Origin of the sequence: Sodalis sp. RH14, assembly GCF_047324285.1 — a bacterium.
In the GTDB taxonomy this organism is placed as follows: Bacteria; Pseudomonadota; Gammaproteobacteria; order Enterobacterales; family Enterobacteriaceae; genus Acerihabitans.
In genome coordinates this window covers 50,055-63,639 of the sequence record NZ_CP178739.1, presented here as the reverse complement: position 1 = coordinate 63,639, position 13,585 = coordinate 50,055, and the positions used below count along the sequence as shown (strand labels likewise).

At 57.0% G+C, this 13,585-nt stretch carries 8 protein-coding genes and 1 rRNA gene; 5 read left to right on the top strand and 4 right to left on the bottom strand.

What is annotated here, in order from left to right; all coding sequences use genetic code 11:
- Positions 1 to 584: 584 nt before the first annotated feature.
- Positions 585 to 4,271 carry a methionine synthase gene (gene metH, locus ACL2XQ_RS00280; protein WP_413739914.1) on the bottom strand — a complete coding sequence of 1,229 codons (3,687 nt, stop codon included), beginning with the start codon at positions 4,269 to 4,271 and terminating at the stop codon, positions 585 to 587.
- Positions 4,272 to 4,564: 293 nt separating this feature from the next.
- Here metH and gntK point away from each other — a divergent pair, with 293 nt between their 5' ends.
- On the top strand, positions 4,565 to 5,116 hold the full coding sequence (gene gntK / locus ACL2XQ_RS00275) for a gluconokinase (protein ID WP_413721830.1): 552 nt from the start codon (positions 4,565 to 4,567) through the stop codon (positions 5,114 to 5,116).
- A 293-nt stretch (positions 5,117 to 5,409) separates the two neighbouring features.
- Entirely contained in the window at positions 5,410 to 7,221 is a 1,812-nt protein-coding gene (gene edd, locus ACL2XQ_RS00270; RefSeq protein WP_413729092.1) for a phosphogluconate dehydratase, read from the top strand.
- On the opposite strand, the gene metA is transcribed toward edd, so the two are convergent.
- Complete coding sequence (gene metA / locus ACL2XQ_RS00265; protein ID WP_410012646.1) at positions 7,218 to 8,147, bottom strand: homoserine O-acetyltransferase MetA; 930 nt, start codon at positions 8,145 to 8,147, stop codon at positions 7,218 to 7,220. The two genes, edd and metA, sit on opposite strands and share 4 nt — an antisense overlap.
- 161 nt (positions 8,148 to 8,308) lie before the next feature.
- Complete coding sequence (locus ACL2XQ_RS00260; RefSeq protein WP_413727384.1) at positions 8,309 to 9,178, bottom strand: LysR family transcriptional regulator; 870 nt, start codon at positions 9,176 to 9,178, stop codon at positions 8,309 to 8,311.
- Between the two features lie 218 nt (positions 9,179 to 9,396).
- On the opposite strand from ACL2XQ_RS00260, the gene ACL2XQ_RS00255 reads away from it, so the two are divergent.
- The 3 genes from ACL2XQ_RS00255 to ACL2XQ_RS00245 are packed head-to-tail and all read left to right on the top strand — an operon-like array spanning position 9,397 to position 13,046.
- Positions 9,397 to 10,545, top strand: coding sequence for a M20 family metallopeptidase (locus ACL2XQ_RS00255; RefSeq protein WP_413739913.1), 1,149 nt, complete (start codon positions 9,397 to 9,399; stop codon positions 10,543 to 10,545).
- 1 nt (position 10,546) lies between these two features.
- Entirely contained in the window at positions 10,547 to 11,350 is an 804-nt protein-coding gene (locus ACL2XQ_RS00250; protein WP_413721826.1) for a transporter substrate-binding domain-containing protein, read from the top strand.
- Positions 11,337 to 13,046: a M28 family peptidase gene (locus ACL2XQ_RS00245; protein WP_413739912.1), complete on the top strand. Its 1,710-nt coding sequence runs from the start codon at positions 11,337 to 11,339 to the stop codon at positions 13,044 to 13,046. Before ACL2XQ_RS00250 ends, ACL2XQ_RS00245 begins: the two co-directional genes overlap by 14 nt.
- A gap of 410 nt (positions 13,047 to 13,456) precedes the next feature.
- On the opposite strand, the gene rrf is transcribed toward ACL2XQ_RS00245, so the two are convergent.
- Positions 13,457 to 13,572 (bottom strand): 5S ribosomal RNA (gene rrf / locus ACL2XQ_RS00240).
- Between the last annotated feature and the right edge of the window lie 13 nt (positions 13,573 to 13,585).

The window sequence follows — 13,585 nt, the reverse complement described above, 5'->3', positions numbered from 1 at the left end:
TTTTCGCCCCGCTCTTGCCATAAGGATAATTGCGCTTCATATAACGATGTGTCGATCTGAAGGCCGCCACCAGCGTCGTCAGAAATATTTTTTGTTCATGTTGATTCATCAGTTGCCCTCTTACCGCTTATTATTTTGTCATGCTAAGTCCGCCATCCCGTCTGTGCGCGCGGTCCCGTACGCCAGGGTGCCTTTTCATGAAGGGTGTCCACAGAGTTGCCTCAATAATAGGGATTGATTACACTCATCCTTGCGTTGCCAGCGGAAAGTGGCGCTAAGTATTTTAAAAAAAATTAATATAATTAAAATAATATAAAACTTTTCTTTCTCAGCTTGTCCTTGAGTACGATTAAATTTAACCCGTCCATCCCAATAGGTAAAATAATTATATTATTAGCTATAATTAATTAGCGTTAAATCATTTAAAACAAAAATTGAATATTGCTAATAGATTCAATATTAAGCATATCGATATTTTTTTCTTATGAAAACGAGCGGGGGGAATGGGGAAAGCACAATGAAGCAGCGCGGCGCGTCAACGCCGGGCCGCCCCGCTATTTTACCGCTGTGACATCCGTGGCCGATCAGTCCGCATCGTAGCCCAGGTTCGGCGCCAGCCAGCGTTCAACTTCAGCGATAGGCATATTTTTACGCCGGGCATAATCTTCCACCTGATCCCGCTGGATCTGCGCCACGGCATAATATTTACTGTCGGGATGGCTGAAATACCAGCCGGAGACCGACGCGCCGGGCCACATGGCATAGGACTCCGTCAGGCGCATCCCGGCGGTGTCGTCCACATTCAGCAATTGCCAGATAGCCGCTTTCTCGGTGTGGTCGGGACAGGCCGGATAGCCGGGCGCCGGGCGGATGCCCTGGTAGTTTTCCCGAATCAATTCGTCATTGCTCAGGTTCTCGTTGGGCGCGTAGCCCCAGTAGACTTTACGCACCCGCTCATGGAGATATTCGGCAAAGGCTTCGGCCAGACGGTCGCAAAGGGCTTTGACCATGATTTTATTATAATCGTCCTGTTGGGCGTCAAAGGCCGCCGCCAGCGCATCTTCCTCCAGACCGCCGGTGACGGCGAACGCGCCCAGGTAGTCCGCCTTGCCACTGTCTTTCGGCGCCACAAAATCCGCCAGGCAATAATTGGCGAATTCGCTTTTCTCCGTCTGCTGACGCAGATGATGGCTGACCACCAAAATTTCGCGCCGGCTTTCGTCGCGATAGATTTCGATGTCGTCGCCCACCCGGTTGGCGGGAAAAATACCCACCACCCCGCGCGGGTTAAGGGATTTTTGCGCGGAAAGCTGGTCCAGCAGGGCATTGGCGTCGTCAAACACGCGTTTCGCCTCGGCGCCGACCACTTCATCCTCCAGGATGCGGGGGTATTTACCCGCCAGCGACCAGGTCATAAAAAACGGCGTCCAGTCAATATAGTTGCGCAATGTCTCGATAGAGGCGCTGACGGACTGAATGCCCAGGCGATGGGCCACCGGGGGAATATAGCTATCCCAATCGATGGCCAGGTCGTTATCGCGCGCGGCCTGCAGCGAGACCGGCGGCGTACGGGGCTTTTTGCGGCCATGCTGGATGCGCACCGTGTCATACTCCTTACGGGTACGCAGTATAAATTCATCCCGCTGCTCGTCCGACAGCAGGGCCGACACCACCCCCACGCTGCGCGAGGCATTCTGCACATACACCGTCGGCCCGCTGTAGTTTTTCTCGATTTTAACCGCGGTGTGCGCCTTCGAGGTGGTGGCGCCGCCAATCAGCAACGGCAGGGTAAATCCCTGGCGTTCCATCTCTTTGGCGACGTTGACCATCTCATCGAGCGAGGGCGTGATCAAGCCCGACAGGCCGATAATATCCACGTTGAATTCCCGCGCCGCTTTCAGGATCTTATCCATCGAAACCATCACACCCAGGTCGATGATTTCGTAGTTATTGCATTGCAGCACCACGCCGACGATATTTTTGCCGATATCATGCACATCGCCTTTCACCGTCGCCAGCAGAATCTTGCCGGCCGCCTTTTGCTTTTCTTTTCCCGCCTTGATAAAGGGTTCCAGATAGGCAACCGCCTGCTTCATGACCCGCGCCGACTTGACCACCTGCGGCAGGAACATCTTCCCGGCGCCGAACAGGTCGCCCACCACGTTCATGCCGGCCATCAGCGGCCCTTCAATCACCTCAATGGGCCGCGCCGCCTGTTGCCGCGATTCTTCGGTATCCGCTTCGATGTATTCGGTAATGCCTTTTACCAGCGCGTACTCCAGCCGTTTATTGACCGGCCAGCCGCGCCATTCCGCCTGCTGTTGTTTCGTATCGTCGTCGTTTTTGCCAACGCGGTATTTCTCCGCCAGATCCAGGAGTCTTTCGGTGCCGTCGGCGCGCCGGTTGAGCACCACGTCCTCTACCGCCTCGCGCAGCTCATCGGACAGGTCGTCATAGATGGCCAGTTGGCCGGCGTTGACGATCCCCATATCCAGGCCGTTCTTGATGGCGTAATAAAGGAACACCGCGTGTATGGCCTCGCGTACCGGCTCGTTGCCGCGAAACGAAAACGACACGTTGGATACCCCGCCGGAAATCAGCGCATGGGGCAGCTCGGCCTTGATATCGGCACAGGCGCCGATAAAGTCCTGGGCATAGTTATTGTGTTCTTCAATCCCTGTGGCGATGGCAAAAATATTGGGGTCGAAGATAATATCTTCCGGCGGGAAACCCACGGTTTCGGTCAGGATGCGGTAAGCGCGGCGGCAAATGTCTATCTTGCGCTGCCGGGTATCCGCCTGGCCCTCTTCATCAAACGCCATCACTACGACCGCGGCGCCGTAACGGCGCACCAAACGGGCATGGTGGATAAAGGCGGCCTCGCCTTCCTTCATCGAGATGGAATTAACGATGCCCTTACCCTGGATGCACTTCAGCCCTTGCTCGATGACGTCCCATTTCGACGAATCGATCATAATCGGCACCCGGGATATATCCGGTTCGCCGGCGATCAAATGCAGAAAACGCACCATGGCGGCGGCGGAATCCAGCATGCCTTCATCCATGTTGATATCAATGATCTGCGCGCCGCTTTCCACCTGCTGCAACGCCACCGCCAGCGCCTCATTATATTTTTCTTCTTTGATCAGGCGCTTGAAGCGCGCCGAACCGGTAACGTTGGTGCGCTCGCCCACGTTGACGAACAGCGTATCCTTGGCGATATTCAGCGGTTCCAGGCCCGCCAGACGGCAAGCTATGGGCCGTTCAGGCAGGACGCGCGGCGCTATGCCCTCGACGGCGCGCGCCATGGCGGCGATGTGCGCAGGCGTGGTGCCGCAGCAGCCGCCGACGATATTCAGGAAACCGGAAACGGCCCATTCCTTGATCTGCCCGGCCATTTCATCCGGGCCGAGATCGTATTCGCCAAAGGCGTTCGGCAATCCGGCGTTGGGATGGGCGCTGACATAACAATCGGCAATGCGCGACAGCTCGGCCACATACTGGCGCAGCTCATCGGGGCCTAAGGCGCAGTTCAGGCCAAAGGACAGGGGCTTGACGTGGCGCAGGGAATTATAGAAGGCCTCGGTGGTCTGGCCGGAAAGGGTGCGGCCCGAGGCATCGGTAATAGTGCCGGAAATCATCACCGGCAACTGTACGCCCATGGCCTCGAATTCGGTTTCGATGGCGAATATCGCGGCCTTGGCGTTAAGGGTATCGAAAATGGTTTCCACCATAATCAAGTCCACGCCGCCCGTCACCAGAGCGTGAACCGCCTCACGGTAAGCGCTCACTAACTGATCAAAACTGACGTTGCGGAACGCCGGATCGTTAACGTCCGGCGAAATGGAGGCGGTGCGGTTGGTGGGGCCGAGGACGCCGGCCACATAGCGGGGTTTCTCCGGCGTGCGCGCCGTCCATTCGTCCGCGCTGCGCCGGGCCAGCCGGGCGGCCTCGGTATTCAGCTCGCCGACCAGCGACTCCATATGGTAGTCGGCCATGGCGATGGCGGTAGAGTTAAAGGTGTTGGTCTCAAGGATATCGGCGCCCGCGGCCAGATAGTCGTGATGGATAGCGGCAATCACCTCGGGCTTGCTCAGCACCAGCAGATCGTTATTGCCTTTCAGATCGCTTGGCCAGTCGGCGAAACGCGCCCCCCGGTAGTCCTCTTCCTCAAGCCGGTAACTCTGGATCATGGTGCCCATGCCACCGTCCAGCACCATGATGCGCTGTGCTAATTGCCTGCGCAGTCCGTCCACTCGATTGTTCACCATTACCCCATCCACCGCTGAAAAAATCATCTTTTATGAAGCCAAAACAGGCAGAACATCCTAGCATAAATTACAGGCAATCGACGCCGAAGGCGCATGAGACTTTTTCAAATCCCACCGGTCTGGCCCGAAACGATGCTGTGCGATGTAAAAAGAATGTTTCAGATTACATTTTTAATTTGAAGCAGATCACAATTAGCGCGAAAAAACGACAAAGCATCTGGAAACCGCAGCAAAAATCGGGATAATGTTACCGGTAACATCACTACACTCTTTTCTGGCCACGGAGCCTTACGATGACAACAACAGCTAACCATATCTTCGTTTTAATGGGCGTTTCAGGCAGCGGCAAGTCCGTGGTGGCCAACGCCCTGGCCCGTGAGCTATCGGCCGCGTTCCTTGACGGCGACTTTTTGCATCCGCGCGCCAACATCAACAAAATGGCGGCGGGACAGGCGCTTAACGACGACGATCGCGCGCCCTGGCTGGCGGCAATCAATGATGCCGCGTTTGCGATGCAACGTACCAACGCCATTTCCATTATCGTCTGTTCGGCGCTGAAAAAACATTATCGCGATCGACTGCGGGAAGGCAACGCCAACCTGTCCTTCCTGTATCTCAAGGGCGAATTCGATGTGATAGAAGCCCGGATGAAAGCGCGCAAAGGTCATTTCTTCAAGACCCAAATGCTGGTCACTCAATTCGATACCCTGGAAGAACCGGGCGCCGATGAAAAGGACGTCCTGGTGGTGGATATCAACCAGCCGGTGGACGGGGTCATCAACGATGCCCTGCGCTGCATCAAGGAACAGATCGGGGCAACGGCGGCTGACCTCCCGCGCGCTTAAGCAGCGATCGGCACAGCAACTATGCTTGTTATGCCAGGGATAATCATTGTCATACCCGGCCGGTAATCTCCAGAGGGAGCATCCGGCTGTTTAAGCTTTTTTAGCTGAAACGATTCAATTTCACAATATCGCTGTAATAGCCGGCAGGCCGCTTCGCTACCAATAGGTTGTCATTATAAAAAAAGCGATTCGACGGTTTGTCCGGCGGCTGGGACACCAATTCCGTTGTTGAGCCAGGCTCCGCCGACGGCAAGAGCCAGGCTTGACCATTCAATCTTAAGTGTGAGGCAGATATGAATCCTACCGTAGCCCGGGTGACGCAACGCGTTATCGACCGTTCTTTACCCACCCGCACCGCTTATCTGGCGCGCATCGACGCCGCACGCGTCAAAACGGTTCACCGGTCGCAGCTGGCCTGCGGCAACCTGGCCCACGGCTTCGCCGCCTGCCAGCCCGATGATAAGCTGGCGCTGAAAAGCATGACCCGCAATGATATCGCCATTATCAATTCATACAACGATATGCTGTCCGCCCACCAGCCTTACGAGCATTACCCGCAACGCCTGAAGGACGCCCTGCACAGCGTCGGCGCGGTAGGCCAGGTAGCCGCCGGGGTACCGGCGATGTGCGACGGCGTGACCCAGGGACAGGACGGCATGGAGCTGTCGCTGATGAGCCGGGAGATCATCGCCATGTCCGCCGCCATTGGTTTATCCCATAATATGTTCGACGGCGCCTTATACCTCGGGATTTGCGACAAGATCGTCCCCGGGCTGGTGATGGCGGCGCTGTCCTTTGGACATCTGCCGGCGGTATTCGTCCCCGCCGGACCGATGGCCAGCGGTTTGCCGAATAAAGAAAAAGTACGCGTACGCCAGCTCTACGCCGAGGGCAAGATAGACCGCGCGGCCATGCTGGATGCCGAAGCGGCGTCATATCACAGCGCCGGCACCTGCACCTTTTACGGCACCGCCAACTCCAACCAGATGGTCATGGAAATGATGGGCCTGCATTTACCCGGCTCATCATTTATCCAGCCCAATACCCCGCTGCGCGACGCCTTGACCGATGCCGCCGCCGTACAGGTTACGCGCCTGACGGAAAACAGCGGCAACTATCTGCCGATTGGCCGGCTGGTGGACGAGAAGGTGATCGTCAACGGCATTATCGCCCTGCTGACCACCGGCGGTTCCACCAACCACACCATGCATTTGGTCGCCATGGCCCGCGCCGCCGGCATTATCATTAACTGGGACGACTTCTCCGAATTGTCGGACGTCGTGCCGTTGCTGTCGCGGATTTACCCCAACGGACCGGCGGATATTAATCAATTCCACGATGCCGGCGGCGTCCAGCTTGTGATACGCGAATTGCTAAAAGGCGGCCTGCTGAATGAAGAGGTCAATACCGTCGCCGGTTTCGGTTTAAGCCGTTACACCATGGAACCCTGGCTGGATCAAGGAGTGCTGGCCTGGCGCGAAAGCACCGAAATCTCGCTCGATCCCAAGGTGATAGCCAGCATCGATAATCCGTTTGAACATCACGGCGGCACCAAGGTGCTGGACGGCAATCTGGGGCGCGCGGTGATGAAAACCTCAGCCGTACCCGTGGCCAACCAGGTTATCGAGGGGCCGGCGATGGTGTTTGAAAGCCAGCATGACGTGGGTCCGGCCTTTGATGCCGGCGAATTGAACAAAGACTGCGTGATCGTGGTGCGCTACCAGGGACCGCGCGCCAACGGCATGCCGGAGCTGCATAAACTGATGCCGCCGCTGGGCGTGCTGCTGGATCGCGGCTACAAGGTCGCCCTGGTCACCGACGGACGCTTATCCGGCGCGTCAGGCAAGGTGCCGGCGGCCATCCATGTCACGCCGGAGGCCTATAACGGCGGATTGCTGGCGAAAATCCAGACGGGCGATCGGGTGCGGGTGAACGGCGTTACCGGCGAGCTGTCGTTGCTGGTGGACGCCGACGAACTGGCGCGGCGGATCGTGGCGCGGCCTGATTTAAGCGCGGAGCATATCGGCTGCGGCCGCGAACTGTTCGGCGCGCTGCGCGGGCAACTCTCCGGCGCGGAACAGGGTGCGAGCTGCATTCCCTTTTAATCCAGGGTGGGATTCATTTTTTTCAGATCGTATGGCGTAATCTGGTAAACGTAGTAGTTCAGCCAGTTGGCGAACAATAAATGCCCATGGCTGCGCCAGCTGGCCCTGGGCGGCAGGTCTGGATTATTATCCGGGAAATAGTTAACCGGGATGGCGGGATTCAGGCCGGCCGCCAGATCGCGATGATATTCGCCGGCCAGGGTTAAGGCGTCGTATTCCGGATGACCGGTGACGAAGGCCAGGCGTTTATCGGGACTGGCGAATAGATAGGCGCCGGTTTGCTCCGATTCCGCCAGGATCTCCAGGTCGGTATATTGACGGATAACGTCGGAGGGGAAGTCGGCATAGCGGGAATGCGGCGCCAGAAACGTCTCGTCAAACCCCCGGGTCAGCAAGGCATGCGGCTTAAGGGTGTTATGCTGATATACGCCGGCCAGCTTCTCCCGCCGGGTCATTTTGGGAATGTCGTATAAAATATTCAGCGCCGCCTGTACCGCCCAACAGACGAACAGGGTCGAGGTGACATGCCCTTTAGCCCATTGCAACACCCGGTCTATCTGCGGCCAGAAAATCACGTCCTGAAAGTCCACCAGCCCCAGCGGCGCGCCGGTCACCACCAGACCATCGTAGTTTTCATCCTGGATATCCTCAAAATCACAGTAAAAGGTGTTGAGGTGTTCCGCCGGGGTGTTTTTCGACTCATGATTGTCAATACGCAACAGCTGAATATCAATTTGCAGCGGCGAGTTGGACAGCAGTCTCAGGAACTGATTTTCCGTCTCGATTTTTTTCGGCATCAGATTAAGGATCAGCACCTTTAGCGGACGTATTTCCTGGGTGCGCGCGCGGGAAGTGGTCATAACAAACACGTTTTCGTTACGCAGGAAATTCACTGCTGGCAACTCATCAAGAACCCGAATCGGCATAACTATAGAACCTCAAAGCATACGTATAAACGTTTAGACATCCAGATGCCCACGATAGCGTTTTTAGTAAATGATGTCGAGTGTTCAACCATTAGTTGAAAATGTTTCATCTTTAGCGAAACATTTTCTTTATTATTTCCAGCTTGCCGAACCGCTGATTATTACCGGACGGGGGGCAGGCCCGCGGCATCGGCCAGCATCTGGATAAAGGGCAGCGTCAGGGCGGAGGTATCGCAGGCCTGACGGTGGAGCAGCCAGGTTCTGTTCTTAACCGCCTGGCCGTCCACAGTGATGGGCAGACGGAACAGTGAATCCGGCAACGGCAAATAGCTGGAGATAATGGCGTAACCTAAGCCATGGTTCACCATGGCCAGGCAAACCTCCAGTTTGTCCACCGTCATGGCGATACGCGGCGCCAGGGAAAAATTGGCATTCCACCAGCGCTCAATCAGTTGGGTAATATGCGGCCCATGATTAATTTTAATCTGCGGCAAATGAGGCAGCAGGCTGAAATTAAGCTCATGCTGGCTTATCAGGTAATAACAATCCTCATCGATCAGCCGCTTGCCCTCTTTCCAGTTAAAATCATCTTTCACCAGCGCCAGATGAATCTCATCCCGTTGCAGGCGCTGGAAAATTTCTTCGCTGTAACCACTGGTAAGGCTAATGCTGACGCCGGGATATTGCCGGCGAAAACGTTCCAGCAAGGCGGGCAAGCGGTAGGCGGCATAATTACTCGACACCCCGATGCGGATCTCCCCTTGCTGTTGCTCATCCAGGCTATGCAGGTTGATTTTTAACTGCTGCATGTCCCTAAGCACCTTATCGGCATGGCTGGCCAGAAATTCCCCCTGCGCGCTGAACGCCAGGCCTTTGCTGTTCTCGTCAAATAACTGGATCGCCAGTTTGCGCTCGATTTGTTTTAAGCGATAACTCAGCGCGGGCTGGGAGGTATATAACTGTTCCGCGGCGCGGGTGATATTTTTATGCTGGTAAACGGCCCGGATAATGAGCCAGTCTTTTTCATTCACGGCCGGTGTCCATGGGAAATTATCTTCCACTATAAAATATTTTTTGGCTTAAGGATGCAAGTCATAAAAACGCTCGATTGGGCTTAGCAGGGAAAATCGCCTATATCTGCGGTATAAGATATTGATGCTGCGCTGAAAACGCACCAAAACAGGGAGACACCATGGCGATTGGCACCACAAGCGGGCAAAAGAATAAAATTATTTATGCTGTTGATGACATGGCTGCGCAGTTAGAACAGCTGGCGTTGCAGATCCATGGCAATCCGGAGCTGAGCTTTAACGAAACGCAGTCCGCCGCCGCGCTGATCGCGCCACTGAGGAGCGCGGGTTTTGTCATTGAACAACCGCTGGGCGGCCTTCCTACCGCCTTTCGCGCCACTTTTGACAGCGGCAAACCCGGACCGGTGGTGGCGCTGCTTGCGGAATACGACGCGCTGCCAGAACTGGGGCATGCCTGCGGCCATAATCTTATCGGCACCGCCTCGGTGGGCGCCGCGCTGGCGTTAAAGGCCGCCTGCCCTGAATTAGGCGGGCGCCTGCTGGTGATCGGTACCCCGGCGGAAGAAGAAGGCGGCGGTAAAATCATTCTCGCCGATCTGGGCATATTCGATGCAGTGGATGCGGTGATGATGGTCCACCCGCGCGAGAAAACCATGGTGGTGCGCGGCGGACTGGCGTGCGTGGATGCGGTATTTAAATTTTACGGCAAGGCGGCGCATGCCTCGTCGGCACCGCAGAAAGGCATTAGCGCCCTGGACGCGGTCATCCATACGTTTGTCGGCATTAATGCCCTGCGCCAGTTCTTTACCGACGATGTGCGGGTACATGGGATTATTACCGCCGGCGGCAGCGCCACTAATATCGTGCCGGCCTATGCCGAGGCAAAATTCCTGATGCGCGCGGCGACGGTTAACGGGCTGCGGCTGGTGCGGGATAAAGTGTTCGCCGCAGCGCAAGGCGCCGCCGCGATAAGCGGCGCCAGGCTGGAAATCGAGCCGGGCCTGACCTATGCCGAACGCAACAACAACCGGGCCCTGGCCCTGGGTTTTCAACGCAACCTTGAGCTGTTGGGCATCGACGTGTTCGATCCGCCGGTAACCGGTGGTATCGGCTCGTCCGATATCGGTAATGTCAGTCAGGTCACCGCGGCCATCCATCCTTATATCCGCATTGGCGACGTTTTCCCGCATACCCCTGAGTTTGCCCAGGCGGCGGCTTCGCCCGCCGGCCTGGACGGCATGCTGCAGGCCGCCAAGGCGCTGGCGATGACCGCCTTTGACCTGAATCAGGATCGCTCGCTATTGCAGGCGGTAAGAGATGAATTTTCGCGCTGGAAGCTCGCCAACCAGGCCGGGCAGGAGGAATAAAATGAAAAACAGAGGGGTACTCGCGTTACTCGGCATGGTTATGGGCGCAACGGCGGCACAGGCGGCCGGTGAAACAGTGCGTATCGGCGCCGATCTGACCTATCCCCCGTTTCAGTACCGGGAAGCGGACGGTACGCCGCGGGGCTTTGAAATCGATATCACCCATGCCGTCTGCCGGGCAATGGCGGTGCAATGTCAATTCGTGGTCAGTAGCTTTGACGCGGAGATTCCCTCGCTGCTGGCTAAAAAAGTCGATGTTATTTCGCCGCTGGGAGCGACCGAAAAACGCAGGAAAGCCATCGACTTCAGTGATTTCGTTTACCATATCCCCACCCGGCTGGTGGCGCGCAAGGGCAGCAACCTGCAGCCGGACGTGGCATCGCTGCAGGGCAAGCATATCGCCGTCCAGCAGGGCACCATCCAGGAGATGTATGCCAACCAGTTCTGGGCCGCCAAGGGTATCGATATCGTCCCTTACGCCGATCAGGATATGATTTATCAGGATTTGGCGGCGGGACGGCTGGACGGCGCATTAAGCCCGGCGGTAGCGGTCACCTATGGTTTCCTGAATAAACCCGAAGGCAAGGATTTCGCCCTGACCGGACCCGAAGTACGCGATGATAAACTCTTCAGCATCGGTTCGGCCTATGGTTTTCGCAAAGATGACGAAAAGATCAGGGCATTGCTAAACGAAGGTTTGGCTAAAATCAAGGCCGACGGCACGTGGGAAAAGATCAAACAGCAGTACTTTGGTGATATCGATTTGTCGGTTCATCAACCGGAGCAGGCCGATGCCAGTCACTGAGCCGCACGCAGGGACGCTATTGCCGCTGATGGACAGCCTGTTGCGGCAGTTCTCGCAGTTGCACCGGTTATCCGGCAGCGACGACGCCGAACGCTCGGCCGGCTATCTGGCAGAGGTGCTGAGCCGTCATGGCCTGTCGCCGCGCATTGAGCAATGTTCATTGTTGTTAAGCAATCCCCTTTCCGGCAGTCTGCAACTGCCGGACTACCCGGCATGGCGCTGCGCGGCCAAGACTCGCTCTTTCTCGGCCAGTTGCCCGCTGGGCGTGGACGCTGCGCTGTTTTACGACGCGCGCTCCACGGACCCGATACCGGATAATCAGATGGCGCAATGGTCCGCCCAGGTGAAAGGTAAGATTGTCATTGCCGATCAGGGTTTTGAAGATTATGTACAGCGGCTTGATGCCGCCGGCGCGTTGGGTCTCATCCATATCTGGTGGTCGGGCGAAACGGCGTTGCATGAGGAAACCGTCGGGCCGATCTGGGGCACTCCGGTGCCCGACGATCGCCATCGTTATCCGCGCCTGCCGGTCATCTCGATCAACCAGCAGCAGGGGCGCGAGCTGCTGGCGCTTTATCAACGGCACCCCGCCCCGCTTACCGCGCGCCTGCGCACCGAGCTGCAGGTGGCGGTTTCCACATGCAGCCTGCCGGTGGTGGAGATAGCGGGAGAATGTCCCGAGTTTGTCCTGTTATCTTCCCATTATGATTCCTGGCATGAAGGCGTTACCGACAATGCCACCGGCAATGCGTTATGTCTGGCGATGGCCGTTCATTTTCATCAGCATCGCCACGAGTTAACACGGGGTCTGCGGATTGCCTGGTGGCCGGGCCATTCCAATGCCCGCTATGGGGGGTCGACCTGGTATGCCGACCGGTTTCGTCATCCGTTGGCTCAACATTGCGTGGCGCATATTAACGTTGATTCCCCCGGCTGTAGGGAAGCATTGCAGGTAGTGATCAACGCCAGTGGGGCCGAACAGCCTGATTTCCTTAACCGCGCGGTGCGTCGGGTAACCGGTAGCGCGGCACAACGCATTACGCCGTTGGGTAAAGGCGGCGACCAGTCTTTTTGGGGCAGCGGTTTGCCGCTGCATTTCGCCCTGCGCGAAGAGCCGGTAAATAAGAATACGCTGTCGCCGGGCAGCGGCGGCGGCTGGTGGTGGCATACCGAAGCGGATACCTATGATAAGGTCGATCTGGCTATTTTATGGCGTGACAGCCGGATCCATGGTTACTGGCTGGCGGAGCTTCTAACCGCTACGGCGTTGCCGCTGGATCCGCTGGGCTATCGGGATCGGCTGTATAAAGAAATGGTGGCGTTGCAAGATCAGCTGGATCCGGCGTTTGACCTGAGTCCGGCGCTTGACGCCATGGTGGGTCTGCGGGACGATTTGCAGCGGGTGGTAGCATGTTGGCAATACGATACTCAGGCATGGCAGCCGGCAATAATCAAGGTGCTGGCCTTATGGCACCGCCTGCGCTATAGCTCGGTCGATGATTTTCATTACGACCTGAGTTATCACGGCGGCGCATTTCCCGGGCTGCGGATCCTTAAAGATCAGGCCGCCGAGGCCACGCCTGAAACCTTTTTGATGATGACCACCCAGTTCCATCGCCAGCGGGATCGGGCGCTGGATCTGCTGGAGCGCAGCGCGCAAGTCCTGCGTACGGCATTATCGCGGGATCGGCCATAGCGCCCGGGTAGCGAACCGCCAGGGTCACGGACATGAAAAAGCCCTCTGTTTACACAGAGGGCTTCGCCAATTGGATGCCTGGCAGTGGATGCCTGACTGCGTCAGGCACCCTGCGGGCCGTCGCCTGCGGCTCCGTTCCACCGGCGTTGCCGGGGGTCCTACTCTCTTACTCGAGTAGCGAACCGCCAGGGTCACGCACATGAAAAAGCCCTCTGTTTTCTTTGAGGGCTTCGTCAATGGGATGCCTGGCAGTGGATGCCTGACTGCGTCAGGCACCCTGCGGGCCGTCGCCTGCGGCTCCGTTCCACCGGCGTTGCCGGGGGTCCTACTCTCTTACTCGAGTAGCGAACCGCCAGGGTTACGCACATGAAAAAGCCCTCTGTTCTCACAGAGGGCTTCGTCAATTGGATGCCTGGCAGTTCCCTACTCTCGCATGGGGAGACCCCACACTACCATCGGCGCTACGGCGTTTCACTGCTGAGTTCGGCATGGGGTCAGGTGGGACCACCGCGCTAGTGCCGCCAGGCAAATTCGTTTAC